Here is a 21,661-nt window from a genome sequence, read left to right on the forward strand (position 1 = left end):
ACTACATACTTTCTATTATATTTCCTATGTCAAGGATTAAGTTTATACTTCCGTCTCCTAATATTGAGCAGCCCGAAATTCCTGTTTCCTTAAGATTGTTTTTATTTAATATTGTTGGAAGCGGTTTAACCACTACCTGCTGTTCTCCTATTATACTATCCACGAACAAGCAGATGCTTCCATCTCCTGATTCAACAAGTATCAAAATTCCATCCTCAATATTTGTAGCATTCGTTTTAATGTTGAAATATTCATTAATTCTTACTATCGGATAGCATTTTTCCCTGATTAATATCATTTCTTTTCCATCAGTATTATGAATGATTTCTGTTTCAGCCGTCTTAAAGGATTGTTGAATATTTTTAATAGGAATAATAAATTCCGAATCTCCGACTACTACCTGCATACCGGATACAATTGTAAGAGTAAGAGGTATTTTAAAGGTAACTATTGTGCCAGATCCTTCCTTACTGTCTAATACAACATTTCCACCGACTTTTTCTACATTTGATTTAACCACATCCATACCGACACCTCTGCCAGAATATTCAGTCACTTTTTCATTTGTAGTAAAACCAGGCTGCATTATAAACTGGAATATTTCCTTAGGTGTATATTCTCCTTCCGGTTTTATTAACATGTCCTTTGCTTTTGCTTTGGCAAGAATTTTTTTATAATCAAAACCTTTACCGTCATCTTCCACGGTAATATGGATTTCTCCTCCGGTATTTGAAGCTGATAACCTGATTGTTCCTTTTTTGTCCTTGCCTTTTTTTATTCTTTCATCTTCCGATTCAATACCATGATCCATAGCATTTCTTACGAGGTGCATAATCGGATCGGATATACCGTCAACTATGGTTTTGTCTATCTCAGTATCCTCGCCTACAAGTACCAACTCAACCTCTTTATTAAGCTCCTTACCCATATCCCTTACAATTCTTTTCATTTTCTGGAATATGCCTGACACAGGTACCATTCTTAACGACATAACTATATCCTGCAGCTCGTCTGTCAGCTTACGCATTTGTCTTGTGGATTTTGTAAAGCTGTCTAAGTTTAATTTCTTTATTTCATTATCAGAAGAAACCATGGATTCGGCTATAACAAGTTCTCCAACTATGTTTACAAGCTTATCAAGCTTAGTAAGATTCACTGTTATTAAGCTTTGTTTGCTGTGTTTAGATGTGTCAACCTTAGTATTTTTTACTGATTTGTTAATTGTTTCAACAAAGCCGGCATCAGCCTTTAAGTCAGAAGTTTCTTCCTTTACATTCTCATGCTCATCTACATACTCTATTACTGTATAATTTTTTACATTTAATGCCTCTCTCACTACGCGAACTGCTGCGTTTAAGCTTTCCTTATCATTTACATATACAAAAAAGCCGTCTTTTATAATCTCATGAGAAGTTTCGGATATCCTTTCCACATTTTCAGGTTTATATGTGAAATCAATTCCTGTTTCCCTGAGCTGATTTATTATAAGATACGCTCTTATGTTTTCCATTCCGATATCATCATCAAATATTATTTTAATTGCATATTTATTGGATGATTTTACTTCTTCTGATACTGATTCTTCATTATTTTCTTCAATTATTTCTTCAATCAGCAATGCTGCTGATTGTGTTAAAGCCGCTTCATCTTTGGGCAAAGTATTCGCATCTGTTTTTCCTGAAATAACATCCAAAAAACCTGTTATTTCTTTTTCAAATGGCTCTAAATTTTCTTCAAGTTCGATTCCGTCTTCTATTTTAGAAATTTCATCTTTTATAAAGTCTGTAAATTTAAATACTAAATTGACTAACTGTTCGTTGTATTTACTGTTAATGCCCTTTTCTCTAATATAATAGAATAAATCCTCTACCTTATGAGATATCGTCATTATACTGTTAAACTGCATCATGGCAGATGAGCCCTTAATTGTATGCATTATTCTGAATATTTCATCTATACACTCTTTATCAAAAGCTTGTTCACGTTCTGCCCCTAATAAAATATCGTCTAATTGTTCCAACAATGAATTTGCTTCAAAAAGATACATATCAAGTACTGAATCAAAATTATTATCCATATTATACCATTCTCCTTATTCGGCTGCTATCTTGATTTTTATATCGGCATTTTTTAAAAATTATTAAGCAATCGTACAGTTTTTTTTAATTTTTTACACGTTGACATCTTATTTAAATCAATAATCTACCGATATATTTACATATACAGTTTAACTTTTTTAATTAATATAGTATAATTAATACTAAAGAATATTACGGGAGCCGATATGTTAGACAATAATATAAGCATTAAAACGAATAATCCAATAAGTGATAACCATCTTAATAAGCCAAAGATAAAATTAGAGGAAGTTCAACCTTTTAATGTTGTTGATCCAACTAAGGTTATAAAACCACAAAAACAAGATGCAAGTAATCAGACCGGGCAAAATCTATATAACTATAATCCGGATTCTGTTTTTGAAAAATTTATTAAATCATTGCAAAATTCTCCTGTTTTTGCCGAAAGTGCAAGAAAGCTTATTTTAAACAGACAGTTTATTAATAACAATATAAAGAGCGATCCGATTCTCAGCACATTATTCAAATCATTCCTTGAAAGCATTGAAATGAATGATACTGAAATATTGGAATTTCTTAAATTTCAGCAGGGAACATATACAAAGTTTAACGGTGAATTTTTTGAAGCTTTAAGAAATCTGTTAGGCAAAACAAATCCTGACAATAATGATTTTAAAACAGCACTCAGAAACTTCTTAAGAGGCTATGATTGTTTTGTTTCTTTGGATGAAACCAGCAAATCAATAGAGGCAGCACTTAATAATATTGAAAGAAATCTGCCTCAGATGCTGAAAAATTCTTTCAATGAAATGACAAATAAATTAATATTTGATGATACCGGCAATATGGATAAAAATTTAGACATATTGAAAAATGAAATCTTACCTTTCATGGGAAGATACATTTCTAAAATGAATGATTTTGGTACGATTAAAGATTATGTATCACTGCTTATTCATAATATGGTGAGATTGGAAACTGCATCTAAAGAAAACTTTTCAGAAAGCATGGAAACATTGTTTGAATATATAAAATACAACTTTGATTTTAACGAAAAGGATATAGAAGCTTTAAGATTATCATTGCTTAATACTTATGAAACGGCATCTAACATTAAGAATGATTCAATTGATTCATTTTTCAAGCTGATTAAGTCCGGTGTCACAGAAAGCGAAAACTTGGTAAGCAAAGGAGTAATGGAAGAAATGACAGAGTCACTATTGTTCAGTCAAAATGTTCATCTTCCGTTAATGCACATGTTTTTACCTTTAAATTACAATGGTATGTTTATGTTTTCAGAGCTTTGGATCGGAAAGACATACGAAGAAAGCGCCGATAAAAAGAAAAAACAAGAATATGTGCAGACCTACAAGGTATTTATAACCTTTGATATACAAAACTTAGGTTATTTTGAAACAACTTTAGTATTAAAAGAATCAAAATTATCTTTAGATATTTATGTTCCAAACAATCTGTCAAGCAGTATTAACAAGATAAAAGATGATTTGGTTAATCTTTTAGACAAAAATAGTTTAAGTGTTACTAATATAAGTGTGCAGGAGAGCGTAAAAAAACGAAGATTTAATGAGGTGTTCTCTAATTTTATTGAAAGGAAAATCGGTGTAGATGTCACAATATAAAGATAACTCTAAGAAAGCTGTCGCTCTAAAATATGATTCCAATAAAAACAATGCTCCTGTGATAATAGCTTCAGGTTCCGGTTATGTCGCTGATAAAGTGGTTGAAATTGCAGAGGAAAACGGAATTCCTGTATATAAGGATGATTCATTGTCTGTCTTGTTGTCACAGCTTGATGTCGGAAGTGAAATACCCGAAGAGCTTTTCGGCTCAATAGTTGATATTTATATCTATTTTCTTAATTTCAAACTTTCGAAGGATGAGGTTTAAATATGAATAATTTAATATTTGCCTTAGATATAGGTACTCGTTCTGTTGTAGGAGTGGTTTGTGAAAATGTAAATGGAATTTTGAGCATAAAAGATATAAAAATCTGTTTTCATAAACAAAGAGCTATGGTTGACGGTCAAATAGAAGATATCGAAGAAGTCAGCAAAATTGTAGGAATAGTAAAAAGTCAGCTTGAAAACAGTCTGAATATAAAGCTTGAAAAAGTAAGCATTGCTGCTGCCGGTCGAGCTTTGAAAACAGAACGCATCTCTCTGGAAAAAGATACTGATTTAAGGATTCCGATTACTTATGATTTCATTAAGGCAATGGAAACAGAGGCACTTCAATTAGCTCAAGAGTTATTTTCTAAAAATTCATCCAATGATTTATTCTATTGTGTGGGTTACAGTGTTCTCAGCTACAAGTTAGACGGAAAAACTATGTCTAAATTGGAGGGACACAGGGGTAATAAAGTTGCAACAGAAATTATTGCAGCGTTCCTGCCTCATACAGTTATCGAAGGACTATACTCCTGTATGGATAAAAATAATCTTGAGGTTATCAATTTAACATTGGAACCGATCGCCGCAATGGATTTGATTATACCACCCGAGCTGAGGTTGTTAAATTTAGCATTGGTGGATATTGGCGCCGGCACTTCGGATATTGCCATTTCTAAGGATGGCAGCATTGTGGGTTATGATATGGCTACAATTGCCGGTGATGAAATTACCGAATGCTTGATGAAAAATTATTTATTAGATTTTAATGCGGCAGAAGAAATAAAATCCGAACTTTCCGGAGACAAGGATTGCATATCTGTTAAAAATGTATTAGGATTTACGCAAGATGTTAACAAACAAGAAATTTTTGAATCGATTAAGCCGGCAGTATATGATTTAGGTTCCGACATTTCTACAAAAATACATAAAATGAATAACAGCTCACCTGCAGCAGTATTTTTAGCAGGCGGAGGAAGCAAGACACCATTTTTAAGAGAAATTTTATCCGAATTCTTAAATATTCCTCAGTCAAGAATTGCTTTAACCGATAAGACCGGGCTTAGAAATATTGATTTGACAACACTCAATTATTACGGCCCTGAGCTTATTACGCCACTTGGCATTGCTTATTCTGTAGTTCTTAACAAAAATTATGATTTTTTCAGTGTTACGGTTAACAATAAAAAAATACGCCTATATGGCATAAGACAAATGAAAGTTATGGATGCCATTTTGATGTCAGGATTTGATACAAAAAAACTGATTGGTATATCCGGAAAAAGCTTAAGATTCGCATTGAACGGGAAACAGCGTTATTATGCAGGTGAATTTTCCACTCCATCTCAAATATACGTTAATTCTGTTACTGCAAACATAGAAACAACAATAAAACCCGGAGATGCAATTGAAGTTATCCCGGCGAAGGATGGAGGCTCTCCTGTAATAAGAATATCTGACGTAACAGAAACTAATAGTATAGGCCATGTTTATTTTAACGGTATTAAAACTGAGCTATCAACTAAGTTCTATGCTAATGATCTTGAAGTTAATGCGGATTATATAATTGAAAATTCAGATTCTATAAAAATCATACAAACAAAGATTGTCAAAGATTTGTACAAGCTGTATGATATGGATGAAGCTATATATAAAAGCTATGTGAAAGGTAATAATGTAAATTTAGATTATGAGTTGTATGATGGCTTGATTATTGACATAGTAAAAATTGATGAAAGTGCAAAGCCGTCTGATAGTTCTGCAGGACATGAAACATCGGCAAATGAAGATGTTCCGGTAGTTGAGGAATCGTCAATAAAAGTAACAATAAACAATAAACAAATAAACTTACCGAAACGCGAAGATAACATACCATATATCTTTGCGGACATGTTGGCTTATACTGACATTGATCCTTCAAAACCACAAGGTAACATTGTACTCTTGCATAATGGCAAGAATGCTTCTTATTTAAATTTAGTGGCTGAAAATGATGAAATAATAATTAAATGGGAATCCGAATAATAATTGGAGGCAATATGCAAGATTCAGAAAAGTTCGTTAAAGTATTTGATGAAAAAAATAAGTTGCTCTGCAATGGTCATCTTTTAAGCATCAGCAACAAAATTATTATGATAAAGGGACATTATTTACCTATATTAAAAACTAAAACAAAGGTTATAGTAGAAATTTACGATTTTGCCGGAATTTCGCCTTATTTGTGCGAGGTGACGCTCTCTTCTACTAATCAGCTTAATACTTTAATTATCAAAAAAGATCCTATTATAGAAAGAAGAAATTCATTAAAGATAAAAACCGATTCATCTTTTGTAATAGACAAGCTCTACAGAAAAAACGAAGATATTACTGAGAATTTTCAGGGTCTTAAAATTAATATGTTAAATTTAAGTATAGGCGGAATGTTGATATCATCAAATTATAATTTATTGGTTGGTGACCTCATTATGTTCAATTTTCAGTATGATGAAGATAATATTATAATAAAAGCGAAGATAATCAGAATTGATAAAAAATACGACAAGATAACAAAAGAACTATCTACTATAAACTACGGCTGTGCATTCGAAAGAATGTCAAGTTTTAACGAGACTGTAATTACAAAATATTTATTTGACAGACAGCTGCAATTATATAGAAAAGAATAGGAGATTTTATGAAAAAAATAACGATAATTACTATTACATTAATAATTATATTCAGTATTTTCAATATAAGCTACGGAGCAGTAAGCAGAAATATAAAAGCTAAATTCACCGTATCAGATGTGTCAGGAACAAAATTTAAGGAAATTACAATAACTCCTTACGATGACTACGACGATGATGATGATGAAGATAAAAGCTACAGAATATATCTGCCTTCAGGTTATTTTGTAGATGGAACAAGTGCTTCTTTTGTAGCCGATAGAAACGGAAAATATCCGTTTACCGTATATGACGGAAGCTACAAAAAAACTTTTGTCTATAATGTAAAAAATGTTGAAGAATCTGAAGAAGACAGCAAGGATGACAAAGAAGACATAAGCATCAGTTATAGCTTGATGTATGACTACGAAAAAAAGCAGGTATTGTTCAACATAAAATCAGATAAGCTCAGAACGATAATAACTCCGGGCGGCACTTCAACGACAAATGAAGTTAATTATTATATAAAGGATTTAAAAAATAATATTCCTTTTGATTTAACAATTACTATTGATGACCAACCTTATGATTTCAAAATCATTAAATCAGGAGAATTTTATCTTTTAATTTATATCTCTCCCGTTAATTATAATGATTACAGCACTGTTGTGGAATACCACGGCTATAACTTTACAAATAATGAATATTACACGGCAAATCCGCCAAAGGATATTTATGATGATAACGGCAACTATCAGGTGTTGGTAAAATCGAACAGCTCTCAGCATATATTTAATTTCAGCATAACAGGAATTGACTACAGAAGGCCTTATGTCGATATTGAACTTTTTAATAACGACACATTCTATTTGGAAGCTGAAGATGATTTTGGTCTTGATTATATAATTACTTTTGACGGCAAATATGTACCAATTAAAAATACACCTGCAAAAGAGACATTTACATACAATCACAGTACGGTATTAAAATACAACGGAGAATATACATTTGTAGCAGTTGATAAAAAAGGTAACAGGACTGTAGAAACTATCCAGGTTAAATCTCTGAGATCCGCACCAAGAAATCACAAATTTGACCCTGAGGTGCATGGTAAGGATTATAACGAGGACTTGTTTAAAAATATAGGTTTGAAATATCAACCATCTAAAGATGAGGAACCAAAAATATTTGATAATATTCTTCCTGCTTACATGAACGGCAAAAGCCCTGATAAGTTCGGTCCTGATTTGCCTATATCAAGAGCTGAGATGATTACAATATTCTGCAGATTAAATAATTTACCGTATGACAACAGTGCCCACTTGAAAACTAAATTTACAGATATTCATGATCATTGGGCAAGAGATTATATCGCTATGGGCAGCAGCAAAAAATATGTTTCAGGTTATAAAGATAATACCTTCAAACCGGACAACAATGTTACAAGAGCCGAGTTTTGTCAAATGCTTACCAAGATAAGTGCATATAAATCATTGCTAAATGCTATTCCGGCATCTAACAACATTAATTATACCGATATAAACGAACATTGGGCAGAAAAAGAAATCATTAAAATTGGCGGCAGAAACTTAATTGAAAGTGATAATAATTTTTATCCGGACAAACCGATAACAAGAGGGGAAGTAGTTCACGCAATAAATATGCTGTATGGATTTAGTCCTTCTTATATAGAATTAGGTTATACAAATACTTTATACAATAAGAATTTTGATTTTCAAGATATTTATGCGCATAAATATTACACTGATATCATTATCTCTGTAGTAGGCATGTACAGGGAAAAAATAGATTAATTAATCTTAGGGGGATTAAAATGGTTGTAAATTATATGGAGGAAATAGTAAAAAACTATTTAAATCAAACTTTAAAAAATGACCCGACATACGCAAGTATTTGCACATGCGACCAGTGTATTGATGACATAATGGCTAAAGCTTTGAATAACATTAAACCATACTACATCACAACGAAAACAGGAGAAGTGTACGCCGAATATTCTTCCTTGGCAAATCAAAATCACGCAGAAGTTATTGCAGAAGTGATTAAGGCCATAGAGTTTGTATCAAATCATAAGAATCACGAGTAATAACATATTTACATTAAAATAAGCGTCAATTTGACGCTTATTTTTTCAATAAGATTATTACCCATCATTCAACGGTCATATTACTTTCAGATCTCTTCCGAAGGATTTAATTGTTAAGCTGCCTGTTGTGCTGTCAAAAATAATTGTTCGTCCATAATTTTGTCCGACATCCTCCGAAAAAAGTTTAATTTTTAGTTTTTGCAATGTTTCCTTTGTAGCAGCTACATTTCTTTCACCTATATTTCCTATGGTTGAACTTCCTTTTATATCGAACATTTTGGCTCCTCCGGCAATTTTTGCAACCATCCTTGATCTTAAACCGCCTAAGCGTTCCATTTGTCTGATCATTTCATCTATTCCTGTATCAGCATACTTAAAAACATTACTTTTGTCCGAGTTATTGTTGTATGGAAGCATTATGTGAGCCATCCCTGCAATTTGCGCTGCTTTATCAATAATACAAATACCTACACAAGAACCAAGGGCATATGAAATCAACCCTTTGGGGACATTGACTATCTTCATGTCTGAAATACCTACGTTTACCTCATGACTCATATATCTATTCCAAACCTCTTCAGTAAAATTCCCAGGGATGTCATACTTGGCAATAGAAGCATGTGGCTGTATACTGTTTCATCTTGACAGTAATATTTTTCTTTAATAAATATAACCCTGTCGGCCACCTCAGAAAACTCTGCTGTTACGGCATCTAACAGTGCTCCCGACATATCAATGTTCAATGACGGCACTGTTATATCAATTTTCATGTTTGTCAATGAAGAAATAGAATTTACGTAGGATGATACCATAATATTTCCTATTTCGGACAATGCCGACATTTCCATTTCAGATATTTCTTCAAAGCTGTGAATATCTGTTCCAAGAAGCGAATTTAATATAAGATGTACAAATTCCTTTTTCAATAAAAACAGTATTACTCCATCAATATCTCCACCAAAGCTCACCAAAATTCCGACAATAATATTTTCTGCGCCTCCGATAGATTCAATTACATCATTATAATTTAATAAGCTCACTTCAGGCACATTCATATCGATTCTTTTAGAAAGCATTGCCGAAAGAGACGTTGCCGCGTTACCGGCGCCTATATTTCCTATTTCTTTTAATACGTCTATATGTATATCATTTAATTCCAAATTATTACTCCTTTCTTTATTTTAAATCAGTAATCTTAGTGGCAAATATATTGATAATGGAACGATATTATCGTTCCATATAAAAAATTAGTCAATTTACATTTCAATATCTCCGGGATTTAAAGCTGCTATCGTTATGTCATTTCCGTCATTATAAACTTTGCTGTAACTAATATCCTGTCTTACTCTGTATTTCATCCAACCAATTGTTATTCTTGTATTCGAATAAATTGTTCCCTTGCAAATTATCTTATGATTTTCTATGTTATCTGTAGGCATAATTTCCGTCAGTTGTCTTTGCAGGTCACTTATATCATTATTCAGCTTTATTTTTTTTAACAGCAATTGTCTCTTTACTGCGTTTTTGTTTTCATTATCAAGAGAAGAACTTGCTATTAAATCAACCTTTTCATCTAATTCCCTAACTTCATTTTTTTTATCGTTAATATCTTTTTCTATTTTTATGTTCAGTCGTCTTTTTGATTCGAAAAGTTTCAATTCTTCCTGATACCTGTTTAAATCAATAATGACATTGGTTTCAGGATTAGTCTTACTTCCTATCGTTTTAGCAGATATAATATTTTCTGCCCTGGTTGTACCGCCTATGATTGCCGCATTAGCTCCACGCAGCACTACGGAATCTTTTGCTACTACCTCACTGTTTATTAAAGCTTCGGCATAAACGATACTTTCTGTAAAAATTGTAGCATTTTCAATATATTTGCTTGTAATATTACCTTTTGCGACAATTGTTCCTTTTCCCATGCCGTTCATACCCTTGCTGATTACTACTTCACCGTCAGATTTTATGAAAGCACCTTCAACCATACCTCTTATTTTGATATCGCCCTTAGCGGTTACCGAAAACCCTTCTTTTACATCACCGTTTATTACTACACTTCCTATAAAATCGATATTGCCGGTATTATTATCAACATTGTTTACCTTATAAACATTGTCAACATAAACTTTACCGTTTTTATATTCAACACAACCGTCAGCACTTGCTAAAAGCTTCAGTTCATCTTCAGATACGTGAGTATTGCTTCCATAATTAAAAGAAGCACTTTTACCTTTTTTATAGCTTACAGGATTACCATATACATCAATTCCATCTTCTCCTTCTTGGGCAGGAATTATATGACACAGTACCGTATCCTTCGTAACGTTAACAACATTGTTAAGGTTTCTAAAGTCAATTGTTCCGACATCATCTTCAATAAATTTATTTTCACTTGAAATATCAAAATCATAAATCAGTTCTGCATCCTTACCGTCTACCGGTTCTTTACCCTGAACCGCAATCAGTTCTTTTGAATATTCTTTTTCTTTGCAGAAGCTCTTGATTTCTTCTTCTCTGATTCCATATACAATATCGTGCTCCGATAAATAATCAAAAATTTCTTTGCAATCTACTTCTGCTTCTCTGTCTATCAATTCAATTCTTATATAAACTTTTAATTTGTTAGCAGAAACAAGATCCTTAATTATATACTTTGGCTGCTCTTCCTGGGGCATTATGCTATTATTGACTTCTACTGCTTTGTTCTCATTTGTTAAAGACATATAATTATCCCCCTAATCTTTTTAACCTCTCAAAGAATTTATTGTCTGTTCAATTTCGTCTGCTGTTCTGATTATATTAGAATTAAGCTGGAAAGATTTTTGAATTTGTATCAGCTTCACCATTTCTTCTGAAATTTCCACATTTGAGCTTTCAAGAAAACCTTTCATAATCTTTGCATTTTCAAGCATTTCGTATTCGGCATCTTCATTTCCAATTCTAAAAAGATTGTTTCCTGCCTGAACTAAATCCTGATTATTATTAAAAATAAACACTCCAACATCTATTATATCGTCAGTATTTTCTATAATTATAGGTTCTTCTTCACTGTTTAGTACATAGCCACCTTGATACATCAAATAGTTTTCATCATCTATATTTGTAATCTGAAAGCTTCCGCCTCTTGTATACATATTTTCTTCTTCAAACTGAACTGCAAAAAAACCTTCACCTGCAATTGCAAAATCAGTTGATCCTCCCGTATAATAAGGTGCTCCCTGAGTGAATACTACATCTGCCTTGTTCAGTTTTGAACCGCTTCCCGATTTTAGTTCTGTATTAACTCCCTCAGGTCCTCTAACATTTGTATACATTAAATCTGAGAATTCTCCTTTTGATCTCTTAAATCCTTCTGTTTGGACATTGGCCATATTGTTTGATAAAACATCCAAGTAATTTTGACTGCTTATTGCTCCGTTTGTTGCGGTATAATATGCTTTTATCATTTATTTTCCTCCATATAGTGAGATTCTTCGCTTTGCTCTGAATTTAATAACCGCTATTAATCTATCTTGCCAATTTCAGTTACAGCTTTTTCATTAATCATATCATAAATCTTAAATGCCTGTGATGCTGTCTGCAATGATCTCTGAGATGCTAATATTCCTGTGAATTCTTCTGTCATATTTACGTTAGATCTTTCAATTGTTTGATTTACTACTCTTGGATAATCGATTAAATCAGGGTCTTCATCAGAAATATACATTCCCGGTCCATATTTATTAAGAGTATTATAATCAGCAAAATCGTACACTGCAATTCTGTCGACTACCTCATCTTCCACAATAATGCTTCCGTCTTCCGCAAAGTCAAATTTGTCCGTACCTAAATATATTTCTCCGAATTCGCCCTGTACTCTTCCGCCGCCTTCTAATACCATGTAGCCTTCTTCATCAATATTGAAGCTGCCGTTTCTCGTATACAATATTTGACCGTTGTTATCCACTGAAAAAAATCCCGATCCCATAATCGCAAAATCCAGCATACGTCCTGTTTCCTCCAAAGTACCTTGCGAATGAAAGGTGTTATTTTCCACAACCGTGTGTATCAATGAAACATCATTTATAGGTGTTGCTTCTTTATAAATTCCGTTTTGTTTATATTTGTTTATAAAAAGGTTTCCGAAAGTTGTGGTTACAGCTTGCTCTTTTTTATATCCCGGAGTGTTCATGTTGGCAATGTTATTGCTTGATATATCTATTTTCCTTTGCTGAGTCAGCATACCTGATGCTAAAGTATAAAATCCCCTTGACATTTAATCACCTCTTATCCTTTTCTACATTATCGTTTTGATAATTCATTATACTTTTCTCTAACTTTTGAAGTGCCGAAGTATGTATCTGCGAAACCCTTGAATTGCTGATGTTTAAAATATCAGCTATTTCCTTAAGCTTTAAATCTTCTTTGTAATATAAAGATACTACTAATTTTTCCTTTTCTCCAAGCTTATTGACGCTGTCGACTAAGACCTTGTACAATTCCTTTAATTCAACTTCTTCTTCCGGAAGTTCATATCCGATACTCATTTCAGTTTCTGTCAGGTTCGCCTCACCAAGCAGTTCTTCAAAGGATAATATGCTTGTCCCGAACGCATTGTTGACTATTTGATTGTATTCCTTCATATCCATTTTCAGATATTGTGCCACTTCGTCATCCTTTGGTGTTCTTCCTAAGCTGTTAGTGAGCTTATCCTCTGCATCTTTAATAGTTTTATAATCACTTTTTACTTTTCGCGGTATCCAGTCCTGTTTTCTTACATAATCAATTATTGAGCCCTTTATTCGAATTGAAGCATATGTTTCAAATTTAGTATTTTTCGTAATGTCGTATTTTTCAACGACATCCATTAAAGCTATTATGCCTTCATTCACAATATCATCTACATCACCGTATTGTTGGTAAATTCCTCTTAGCTTCAAAGCTATTATTTTAACTAAATAGCTGTACTTTTCAATTATTTGATTTCTTACATTAATATCTCTGGTAGCATAATATTGCTCCCATAATTCAGCTTCATTGATTTCTACATTGTAATCATTAGTTAAAATCATATGCATCACTCTTTTCTTTAAATTGCTATATTTCCTAATGCTTGTATTTGAACTGAATTGTCAATTTCATTGAAGGATAATACAACCGCCTTAGGGTAAAACTGATCTAAAAGCTTTCTGAAATAACTTCTCACAAATGGTGATGTGAGCACAATAGGTATATTCATTTCGCTTTTTAATTTATTGATATAGTCAATCAATTGACTAACAATATTTTGCAATAATTCCGGTTCTATGGATAAATAAGAACCTTTTTCATTTTTGCTTATTGCATTCAATATTAATTTTTCAATGTCTGTGCTTAAGGTTATAACTTTAATTTGTCCGCCTACAGACCACTTGTGAGTAATTGTTCTCTTTAATGCTTGTCTTACATATTCGGTCAGCATTTCCGTATCCTTTACCGATGTTCCATAATCACTGATTGTTTCAAAAATAGTTTCCATATCCTTTATAGGTATACCTTCTTTTAATAAGTTGCCAAGTATTTTCTGAAGGTTACCTTGTGATACAACTCCCGGAACCACTTCTTCAACTAAGGATTCATTGGATTTTTTAACATTATTAATTAATTGATTTAAATCCTGTCTTGATAAAAGTTCGTGAGCATGTGTTCTTATAATCTCAGACAAATGAGTTATTAATACCGACAAAGGGTCGATAACAGTATAGCCGTAAATTTCTGCTAATTCTTTTTTGTCCTTGGTAATCCATATACTTGGTATACCATAAGCAGGCTCTATAGTTTCAATTCCATCCACCTGCCCGGTTAAATTACCGGGGTCAAGAGCTAAATAGTATTCAACTAATATTTCCCCTCTTGCAACTTCTTCGCCCTTAAGCTTTATTACATATTCATTAGGATTTAAATATCCATTATCCCTTAATCTGACCGACGGAACAACCATTCCCATTTCCTGAGCAAACTGTCGTCTGAACAATACCACCCTGTCTATGAAATTTCCGCCGCTTGCTTCGTCTACTAATGGTATCAAGCTGTAGCCAACTTCCATTTCAATGGGATCAATTTGAATTAACTCATATATATTGTCAATATTTCTGTAATACTCCTCTTCAGTTGACGGCTCGCCATCTTGTGTTTTTTCATATTGCTCGCTTTCAACTGCGTCATCATTAATATTTGTTTTTAATAACCTTGTTCCTAAAAATATTAATATTGTTGAAAGAACCAATACCTGCGGCTTGGGAAAGCCCGGTATAACCGCTATAGCTAAAATTACTATACCAGATATAATTAAAACTAACGGCTGTGATTTTATTTGTTTTATCAGGTCAACATTTAAGCTTGATTCCGAAGCTGCTCTTGTAACAATCATACTTGTAGCAGTTGATATCAATAAAGCAGGTATCTGAGAAACTAAGCCGTCTCCAACCGTAGCAATGGAATATGTCTGCAAAACCTCGGCAAATGTAGAGCCGCTCTGAACCATACCTATAATAACTCCGCCTATAAAATTTATAGCGGTTATTACGATAGACATTATGGAATCGCCCTTTACAAACTTTGTTGCTCCATCCATTGCCCCGTAAAAGTCTGCTTCTCTTTGAATGTTGCTTCGTCTTTGTCTTGCTTCATTTTCAGTTATAATACCGGAGCTTAAATCAGCATCTATAGCCATTTGCTTACCCGGCATAGCATCAAGAGTAAATCTTGCGGTAACTTCCGCAATTCTTTCTGCACCCTTGGTTATAACGATAAATTGTACTAAGACTATAATTAAAAATACAATAAATCCTACAACTGCATTTCCCTGAAGTACAAAATTACCAAAGGTGGCTATTACTGCTCCGGCATTTCCGCCCTGTGTCAAAATTAACTTTGTTGAAGAAACATTTAAGGATAATCTGAACAACGTAGTAATTAAAAGAAGTGATGGAAATACGGAAAACTCCAAAGCCTCTTTTATATACATCGTTGTAAGTAATATAATAATTGATAATGATATGTTGATAATAAACATTAAATCCAATAAAAATGGAGGTAATGGTATTATTATCATTAGTATTACTGCTATTATGAATAATGTGATAGAATTATTTAATATTCTTTTCATCGTGTGTGAGTTTCCTTTTTCTTAAGCCCATAAACCCAAGCCAATATTTCAGCTATCGGTTCATAGAATTCTAATGGTATTTCCCTGTTAATTTCTGAATTAGAATATAAAGCTCTTGCCAACGGCACATTTTCTACAATATTGATTTTATATTCTGCTGCCTTATCTATAATTTTCAATGCTATGTTATCCTTGCCTTTTGCTAAAACTATAGGAGCATTGTCTTTTTCAATATTATACTTTATTGCTATCGCATAATGAGTAGGGTTTCTTATAATTACATCTGCCTGTGGAACCTGCTGTATCATTCTTCTCATAGAAACAGCTCTTTGCTTTTCTTTAATTTTACCCTTAATCAGCGGGTCACCTTCTAACTGCTTGTACTCTTCTTTTACTTCCTGCTTTGTCATCTTAATATTTTTTTCATATTCCCACCAGGAATACAAAAAGTCAAAACCGGATATGACAACAAATGCTAAAATAACACTTTTAACAATAGACATTATTGTTGAAGATATAAATTCAATGCCTGCTGCTATATCTATTGATACTAATTTGGGTACCTGAAGTAATCTACCTATTACCGCAGAATATATAAGAGAGCCTAAAATTACTATTTTAATAATGTTTTTTAAAACTTCCACAATGGACCGTAATGAAAACATTCGCTTTATTCCTGACAACGGATTCAATTTAGAAAATTTGAATTTTATATTTTCTTTAGTTATCAAAAACCTTGTTTGTGCTCCGGAGCATACTATCGCTGTCAGCATAACCGCAATCATCAACAATCCCACAGAACCAAAAATAGTGTACGTTATATCTTTAAATAACTGTGTGACAAATATATCGTTAATGCTGTATGTTGTATTCATAAGTGAAATGTATTTATTAAACATATATGATGTGTTTCTGTATATGTATGGAGTCAGAAATTTCAGTATATAAAATGAAACTGCAATAACTCCTACAGTAACGATATCCTTGCTTTGAAAAACATTTCCTTTCTTTCTTTCGTCCCGCCTTTTCTTGGGGGAGGCCTTTTCCGTTTTATTTTCGCCTGGCATAACAATCCTTTTTCTTCTATGTTATTAACGCGCTTAAGCTGCTTTCTATGGTATCAAACATTAAATTGACCGTATTGTCTATGAATGTGGCAAATGTTGGAACCAATAATATTATTAACAATAATCCGACAATAATTTTAAGCTGTACGTTTACTGAAAATACCTGTATTTGCGGTATTGCCTTCATCAATATACCTATACCGGATTCTAATATAATTTCAACCGCAATGATGGGCATTGACAGCTTTAAAGATAATACCAATATTTGCTGAAACAATTCGACCATGTTGTAAAATAAATTTTGCGGTATTGAAAAATTTCCTATTTCAATTAGTTTACAGGAAGTTATGAATATATGAATTAATGTAATATGACCGTTTGCACTGAAAAATACTAAAATTAATATAACATTTAAATAGCTTCCTACTATACCCATTGAAATATTACTGCTTGGGTCATAAATCTTTGACATTGACATTCCTGTTTGCATTCCTAATATTTCTCCGCTTATAACAACTGTACTGAAAAATAAGCCTATTACATATCCTATTAAATACCCGATAAATATTTCCTTTACAACCAACAGAACATATTCTATTATTGTCCCTATAATTATATCTCCTTCAGGAGGCAGCATCCCATAGACAGTTACCGTTAAAAATAAGCTTATTGCTATTTTTAATGAAGCAGGAAGGTTTCCTCTTCCGAATATTTGGTTAAAAAACACACATCCGCTCATTCTTGCCAGTATTAATAAAAAATACGTAAAATCTCCTGAAAAAGCCATTAATAATCCTCTCTAATAAAGTGTGAGCATCAAATCAAAAACATAGTGTGTAAAATCTGACATTACTTCCAACATCCATGATCCAAGGACTATCAGCATTAATGCTGTAACTAAAAGCTTTGGTACAAATGTCAAAGTCTGTTCATGTATTTGAGTGGCTGCTTGAAAAACTGCTATTATCAAACCGACTGTTAAGCTCAATAGTAACAAGGGAAGCGCTATTTTTATTGCAGCTCCCGAAGCTGCTTGCATTACCTGCATAACCTGAGAAATACTCATACTTAACTCCTGCCTTAAAAATTAAATGTAGTTATTAATGTTTTAAATAATAGGGACCAGCCATCCACAACCACAAACAACAATATTTTAAAAGGCATTGATATCATTATAGGGGGCAGCATCATCATTCCCATAGACATTAAGACACTCGAAACTATCATATCTATAATCAAAAATGGAATGTATAGCAAAAAACCTATTATGAACGCTCTTTTTAATTCGCTTGTTACAAAAGAAGGAATAATTACAGTCAAGGGCAAATCATTTACACTTTCTGCATTCGTTATTTCCTGATTATTTGACATGTCAACAAACATCTTTAATTCATTGTTGCCTGTCTGCTTCAGCATCCAGATTTTAATGGGTCCCGAAGCTCTTTCATAGAATTCTTGCTGAGTTATTTCTTCATTTTTATATGGCGTATAAGCTTCAGTGTTTATTTCATCTATAACGGGTGACATAATAAATAATGTTAAAAATAGTGCTATTCCTATCAACACTTGATTGGGTGGTGTTTGCTGAAGCCCCATTGCGTTTTTTAAAAATGACAGCACAATCATTATTCTTGTGAAAGCCGTCATCATTATTAATATAGACGGAAGCAGGGTAATTACTGTTAACATTACAAGAATTTCAATAGTTTCAGCAGCATTTCCGTTAATATCCATGTTGATGACACCGCCATATGCCGGTTGAGCATTCATAAACATGAATATCATCACAGTAATATAAATTTTTACTAATTTTATTTTATTGATTTTCGGTTCTTTCTTAGACATTCGAGGTTACCTTTTTAAGAATTTATTGAGCATATTGCTGAACTCCGGATTGTTTTCCGGCTTTGTATCAGGAATCGGCTGAAAATCTTTTAGCTCTTTAATAATTGTAATATCTTTTTCGGTAATACTGAGAAGATAATATTTGCTGCATATCTCTGCTATAGCCAAAAACTTGTTTTGTCCCAATATTATCTTATCTACAATGTTTATGTATCTGGATTTCATTGCTGAATTTGTCCTTGTTGAAAGCCATTTAGTAGAGTAATATGTCAGATACAATACCAATACTATCCCGATTATTGAAAATATAAGCGAAAATATATCTTTGATATTAATCTTAATCAGCTCCTAACCAAGTATACCTTGAACGGTTTTTAGAACCCTGTCTGCTTTAAATGGTTTAACTATAAAATCTTTAGCACCGCTTCTGATTGCTTCAACTACCATCGACTCTTGTCCCATTGCAGAACACATTACTATTTTAGCATTTGGATCCATTTCTTTTATTTCTTTCAAAGCTTCCAATCCATTTTTATTTGGCATTGTTATATCCATTAAAATTAAATCAGGTTTTTCGGTTTTATAGGATTGCACTGCTATTTCTCCGTCCGAAGCTTCTATTATATCGTCATATCCGTTTTTTAACAGAGTATCCTTTATCATCATTCTCATAAATGCCGCATCATCCACTATCATTATTTTTTTATCCATTTTTTCCTCCGCTTAAGTCATTTATAATGTTAATTTTATAATTTCTTCTTTTTTAATAATTTCTACTACTCTTACTCCAAAATTATCATTAACTACTACTACTTCACCCTTTGCAATTAACTGTCCGTTAACAATAATATCAACTAATGCACCTGCTTGTTTATCAAGCTCTACGATTGTGCCCTGTGCAAATTCTAATATATCTTTAATCTGTCTTTTGGATTTTCCTATTTCAACACTGATTTCTAACGGAACTGACATTATCAATTCTAAGTTTGACCTTTGCTCTTCGGAAAGAATATCATCTTCATCTTCGAATTCATCATATTCCATTGGTCTTATGCTGACCGAAGCTTGCTGTTTTTTCTTATGCTTAGCCTTTTTAGGAATACTTTTTACAGATTGTACCTTTTCTGAATACTCTCCAACGTCTTCTTCATCTTCATCATATTCTTCATCTTCTATATCATCATAATCTTTCGATGCATCATTGAAAGATACTGCTTCACTGCTTTCTTCATTATTGCTTGATTCAGAATCGTCAGTCACTTCAGTACCTTTTAAGAAGCTTGATACAATCTCTCTTGCCAATGCAACAGGTATTACATTTATAAACTGACTTTCAACACTTCCTTCAATGAACAATTCAAAGGCAACAGCCACTATAACATCTTCATCACTGAAATATTTGTTTTGAAATTCTGTCTTATCATCAATTTCATATGCTATTGGTGTTGATATATTTATTGACTTACCAAGAAAATCCGATAATGCCGTAGCAGCTGAACCCATCATCTGATTCATAACTTCGCATATGGCACTTGTGTTTATTTCATCCATTTCAAACTCTTCGTCCAGCATGGATTGACCCAATAATATTTCTATTATTGTCTTTGCGTCAGTTCTTTTCCAAATCATTAAGTTAACGCCGTTTAAACCTTCAACATAGTTGATTTCAACCCCTATGGCAGGCTCTAAATTTTCATAACTGAACTCTTTTGCATTTAGTACATTAACCTTTGGTACAGTTATTTCAACTCTTTTGCCTAATAGAGTGGAAAGTGAAGTAGCAGAAGAACCTAAGCTTATATTCATTACTTCTCCTATTACATCCCGTTCCATATCAGAAAAAATATTTTCATTTAACATAGATTGCTCCTCATTAATGTGTGATTTTATTTATCTTAATAACACCTTTCTTTTTTCTTATGCCCCATTTACCTTCAAACCACTTTCTACCGTCAACATGTATATCAATATCTCTGTCAATATTTCTGTCAAGTATTATAAGGTCTCCTATCTGCATGTTCAAAACATCATGAAGTGTTGCCTGTGATTTTCCAAGCACCCCGGTAATTGTAAGATTAGAAGATTTAATTGAGCCCATAATTGCTGCTTTTTGCTCTTCTCTGCTTTGATCTGATCTCTTGCTGCTCTTTGAATAATTGCTTGCCTTCTTTAATATTTCTTCCAGTATGCTGGAAGGAATACATAAGGTTATTTTCCCGGTAGATTGATTTAGCGAAACATTTAAAACAATTATTACTACGGTATCATTGTAGTTAATTGATTGAATAAACCTTGAATTAGTTTCAAGTTTTGCAAGCTCCGTATCTATTTCGAGAGTGCTTTCCCAATTAGATCCCATTTGCTTGACAAGCTGCTTTAACATGTTACTAAGAAGAAAAAGTTCTATATCGGTATAATCTCTGTCATGCTCATATTCCTCACCGATACCTCCCAGCAATCTGTCTATTATAACAAAAGAAAGGGGTTTAGATACCTCCATTAGAATTTGACTGTCTGAAACTGTATTATCAGGATACTTAACATCAATCAGACCCATCAATACATAATCATCCAATGCATTGTTGTATTCATGAAATATACTTTCTTCTACCTGTTCTACAGTTACATCACACATTAACCTTAACATTGAAGTCAGACGGGATGTAACCATTCTGCAGTAATTTTCATAAATACCCTTCAGCAGCTTTATGGTTTCTTTAGTGATCTTTTTAGGACTTCTGAAATCATATTCTTTTATTTTTTTATCATTTGTCTCAAGCTCTTGTATATTTACATCGCCACTGCTTAAATTGTTAAGCAGCTCGTCTATCTGGCTCTGAGATAGTATTTCTGCCATATCTTTGCCTCATTCCATCAGTTTTG

The 21,661-nt window shown here is 32.8% G+C and carries 22 protein-coding genes; 6 read left to right on the forward strand and 16 right to left on the reverse strand.

Features of this window, described 5'->3' with window-relative positions:
- Position 1 precedes the first annotated feature (1 nt).
- Positions 2-2,077, reverse strand: a complete 2,076-nt coding sequence (locus RT412_RS07300) for a chemotaxis protein CheA (protein ID WP_313345155.1) — start codon at positions 2,075-2,077, stop codon at positions 2-4.
- A 207-nt stretch (positions 2,078-2,284) separates the two neighbouring features.
- Here RT412_RS07300 and RT412_RS07305 point away from each other — a divergent pair, with 207 nt between their 5' ends.
- The 6 genes from RT412_RS07305 to RT412_RS07330 are packed head-to-tail and all read left to right on the forward strand — an operon-like array spanning position 2,285 to position 8,737.
- On the forward strand, positions 2,285-3,718 hold the full coding sequence (locus RT412_RS07305; protein WP_313345152.1) for a hypothetical protein: 1,434 nt from the start codon (positions 2,285-2,287) through the stop codon (positions 3,716-3,718).
- Positions 3,705-3,986 carry an EscU/YscU/HrcU family type III secretion system export apparatus switch protein gene (locus tag RT412_RS07310; RefSeq protein WP_313345149.1) on the forward strand — a complete coding sequence of 94 codons (282 nt, stop codon included), beginning with the start codon at positions 3,705-3,707 and terminating at the stop codon, positions 3,984-3,986. Before RT412_RS07305 ends, RT412_RS07310 begins: the two co-directional genes overlap by 14 nt.
- 2 nt (positions 3,987-3,988) lie before the next feature.
- Complete coding sequence (locus tag RT412_RS07315) at positions 3,989-6,010, forward strand: cell division FtsA domain-containing protein (RefSeq protein WP_313345146.1); 2,022 nt, start codon at positions 3,989-3,991, stop codon at positions 6,008-6,010.
- A 14-nt stretch (positions 6,011-6,024) separates the two neighbouring features.
- Positions 6,025-6,651 (forward strand): PilZ domain-containing protein, encoded by a 627-nt coding sequence (locus RT412_RS07320; RefSeq protein WP_313371160.1) that lies wholly within the window; start codon positions 6,025-6,027, stop codon positions 6,649-6,651.
- An 8-nt stretch (positions 6,652-6,659) separates the two neighbouring features.
- Positions 6,660-8,444 (forward strand): S-layer homology domain-containing protein, encoded by a 1,785-nt coding sequence (locus RT412_RS07325; protein WP_313341528.1) that lies wholly within the window; start codon positions 6,660-6,662, stop codon positions 8,442-8,444.
- A gap of 20 nt (positions 8,445-8,464) precedes the next feature.
- The gene (locus tag RT412_RS07330; RefSeq protein WP_313341531.1) at positions 8,465-8,737 is read left to right on the forward strand and encodes a late competence development ComFB family protein; all 273 of its coding nucleotides are present in this window, start codon (positions 8,465-8,467) and stop codon (positions 8,735-8,737) included.
- A gap of 75 nt (positions 8,738-8,812) precedes the next feature.
- On the opposite strand, the gene RT412_RS07335 is transcribed toward RT412_RS07330, so the two are convergent.
- The 15 genes from RT412_RS07335 to fliM form a co-directional block, all read right to left on the reverse strand.
- Positions 8,813-9,295, reverse strand: coding sequence for a chemotaxis protein CheD (locus RT412_RS07335; protein ID WP_313341533.1), 483 nt, complete (start codon positions 9,293-9,295; stop codon positions 8,813-8,815).
- Complete coding sequence (locus tag RT412_RS07340; protein ID WP_313341536.1) at positions 9,292-9,897, reverse strand: chemotaxis protein CheC; 606 nt, start codon at positions 9,895-9,897, stop codon at positions 9,292-9,294. Before RT412_RS07340 ends, RT412_RS07335 begins: the two co-directional genes overlap by 4 nt.
- 96 nt (positions 9,898-9,993) lie before the next feature.
- Positions 9,994-11,463: a FapA family protein gene (locus RT412_RS07345; RefSeq protein ID WP_313341539.1), complete on the reverse strand. Its 1,470-nt coding sequence runs from the start codon at positions 11,461-11,463 to the stop codon at positions 9,994-9,996.
- 21 nt (positions 11,464-11,484) lie between these two features.
- A complete protein-coding gene (locus RT412_RS07350; RefSeq protein WP_313341542.1) occupies positions 11,485-12,186 on the reverse strand; it encodes a flagellar hook-basal body protein in 702 nt (233 codons plus the stop codon).
- 56 nt (positions 12,187-12,242) lie between these two features.
- Positions 12,243-12,995, reverse strand: a complete 753-nt coding sequence (locus RT412_RS07355) for a flagellar hook-basal body protein (RefSeq protein ID WP_313341545.1) — start codon at positions 12,993-12,995, stop codon at positions 12,243-12,245.
- A 4-nt stretch (positions 12,996-12,999) separates the two neighbouring features.
- A complete protein-coding gene (locus RT412_RS07360) occupies positions 13,000-13,791 on the reverse strand; it encodes a FliA/WhiG family RNA polymerase sigma factor (RefSeq protein WP_313341548.1) in 792 nt (263 codons plus the stop codon).
- A gap of 17 nt (positions 13,792-13,808) precedes the next feature.
- Positions 13,809-15,866, reverse strand: coding sequence for a flagellar biosynthesis protein FlhA (flhA, locus tag RT412_RS07365; RefSeq protein WP_313341551.1), 2,058 nt, complete (start codon positions 15,864-15,866; stop codon positions 13,809-13,811).
- On the reverse strand, positions 15,863-16,933 hold the full coding sequence (gene flhB, locus RT412_RS07370; protein ID WP_313341554.1) for a flagellar biosynthesis protein FlhB: 1,071 nt from the start codon (positions 16,931-16,933) through the stop codon (positions 15,863-15,865). The genes flhA and flhB overlap by 4 nt, the downstream gene beginning before the upstream one ends.
- Before the next feature lie 16 nt (positions 16,934-16,949).
- A complete protein-coding gene (gene fliR / locus RT412_RS07375) occupies positions 16,950-17,720 on the reverse strand; it encodes a flagellar biosynthetic protein FliR (RefSeq protein WP_313341556.1) in 771 nt (256 codons plus the stop codon).
- 12 nt (positions 17,721-17,732) lie between these two features.
- Complete coding sequence (fliQ, locus tag RT412_RS07380; RefSeq protein ID WP_313341559.1) at positions 17,733-17,999, reverse strand: flagellar biosynthesis protein FliQ; 267 nt, start codon at positions 17,997-17,999, stop codon at positions 17,733-17,735.
- 14 nt (positions 18,000-18,013) lie between these two features.
- Positions 18,014-18,718 (reverse strand): flagellar type III secretion system pore protein FliP, encoded by a 705-nt coding sequence (gene fliP, locus RT412_RS07385; protein WP_398439151.1) that lies wholly within the window; start codon positions 18,716-18,718, stop codon positions 18,014-18,016.
- A gap of 66 nt (positions 18,719-18,784) precedes the next feature.
- Entirely contained in the window at positions 18,785-19,063 is a 279-nt protein-coding gene (locus RT412_RS07390; RefSeq protein WP_313341562.1) for a flagellar biosynthetic protein FliO, read from the reverse strand.
- 63 nt (positions 19,064-19,126) lie between these two features.
- Positions 19,127-19,489, reverse strand: coding sequence for a response regulator (locus tag RT412_RS07395; RefSeq protein ID WP_313341565.1), 363 nt, complete (start codon positions 19,487-19,489; stop codon positions 19,127-19,129).
- A 21-nt stretch (positions 19,490-19,510) separates the two neighbouring features.
- Entirely contained in the window at positions 19,511-20,638 is a 1,128-nt protein-coding gene (gene fliY / locus RT412_RS07400; protein ID WP_313341568.1) for a flagellar motor switch phosphatase FliY, read from the reverse strand.
- A 13-nt stretch (positions 20,639-20,651) separates the two neighbouring features.
- Entirely contained in the window at positions 20,652-21,635 is a 984-nt protein-coding gene (gene fliM / locus RT412_RS07405; protein ID WP_313341571.1) for a flagellar motor switch protein FliM, read from the reverse strand.
- Between the last annotated feature and the right edge of the window lie 26 nt (positions 21,636-21,661).

This window comes from Sedimentibacter sp., assembly GCF_032080165.1.
Classification (GTDB): Bacteria; Bacillota; Clostridia; order Tissierellales; family Sedimentibacteraceae; genus Sedimentibacter.

What these genes read in the sequence shown, in the direction of transcription:
- RT412_RS07300 (WP_313345155.1), bottom strand. Translation starts at nt 2,077, where the DNA reads ATGGATAATAATTTTGATTCAGTACTTGATATGTATCTTTTTGAAGCA.
- RT412_RS07305 (WP_313345152.1), top strand. Translation starts at nt 2,285, where the DNA reads ATGTTAGACAATAATATAAGCATTAAAACGAATAATCCAATAAGTGAT.
- RT412_RS07310 (WP_313345149.1), top strand. Translation starts at nt 3,705, where the DNA reads ATGTCACAATATAAAGATAACTCTAAGAAAGCTGTCGCTCTAAAATAT.
- RT412_RS07315 (WP_313345146.1), top strand. Translation starts at nt 3,989, where the DNA reads ATGAATAATTTAATATTTGCCTTAGATATAGGTACTCGTTCTGTTGTA.
- RT412_RS07320 (WP_313371160.1), top strand. Translation starts at nt 6,025, where the DNA reads ATGCAAGATTCAGAAAAGTTCGTTAAAGTATTTGATGAAAAAAATAAG.
- RT412_RS07325 (WP_313341528.1), top strand. Translation starts at nt 6,660, where the DNA reads ATGAAAAAAATAACGATAATTACTATTACATTAATAATTATATTCAGT.
- RT412_RS07330 (WP_313341531.1), top strand. Translation starts at nt 8,465, where the DNA reads ATGGTTGTAAATTATATGGAGGAAATAGTAAAAAACTATTTAAATCAA.
- RT412_RS07335 (WP_313341533.1), bottom strand. Translation starts at nt 9,295, where the DNA reads ATGAGTCATGAGGTAAACGTAGGTATTTCAGACATGAAGATAGTCAAT.
- RT412_RS07345 (WP_313341539.1), bottom strand. Translation starts at nt 11,463, where the DNA reads ATGTCTTTAACAAATGAGAACAAAGCAGTAGAAGTCAATAATAGCATA.
- RT412_RS07350 (WP_313341542.1), bottom strand. Translation starts at nt 12,186, where the DNA reads ATGATAAAAGCATATTATACCGCAACAAACGGAGCAATAAGCAGTCAA.
- RT412_RS07355 (WP_313341545.1), bottom strand. Translation starts at nt 12,995, where the DNA reads ATGTCAAGGGGATTTTATACTTTAGCATCAGGTATGCTGACTCAGCAA.
- RT412_RS07360 (WP_313341548.1), bottom strand. Translation starts at nt 13,791, where the DNA reads ATGATTTTAACTAATGATTACAATGTAGAAATCAATGAAGCTGAATTA.
- flhA (WP_313341551.1), bottom strand. Translation starts at nt 15,866, where the DNA reads ATGAAAAGAATATTAAATAATTCTATCACATTATTCATAATAGCAGTA.
- flhB (WP_313341554.1), bottom strand. Translation starts at nt 16,933, where the DNA reads ATGCCAGGCGAAAATAAAACGGAAAAGGCCTCCCCCAAGAAAAGGCGG.
- fliR (WP_313341556.1), bottom strand. Translation starts at nt 17,720, where the DNA reads ATGGCTTTTTCAGGAGATTTTACGTATTTTTTATTAATACTGGCAAGA.
- fliQ (WP_313341559.1), bottom strand. Translation starts at nt 17,999, where the DNA reads ATGAGTATTTCTCAGGTTATGCAGGTAATGCAAGCAGCTTCGGGAGCT.
- fliP (WP_398439151.1), bottom strand. Translation starts at nt 18,718, where the DNA reads ATGATATTCATGTTTATGAATGCTCAACCGGCATATGGCGGTGTCATC.
- RT412_RS07395 (WP_313341565.1), bottom strand. Translation starts at nt 19,489, where the DNA reads ATGGATAAAAAAATAATGATAGTGGATGATGCGGCATTTATGAGAATG.
- fliY (WP_313341568.1), bottom strand. Translation starts at nt 20,638, where the DNA reads ATGTTAAATGAAAATATTTTTTCTGATATGGAACGGGATGTAATAGGA.
- fliM (WP_313341571.1), bottom strand. Translation starts at nt 21,635, where the DNA reads ATGGCAGAAATACTATCTCAGAGCCAGATAGACGAGCTGCTTAACAAT.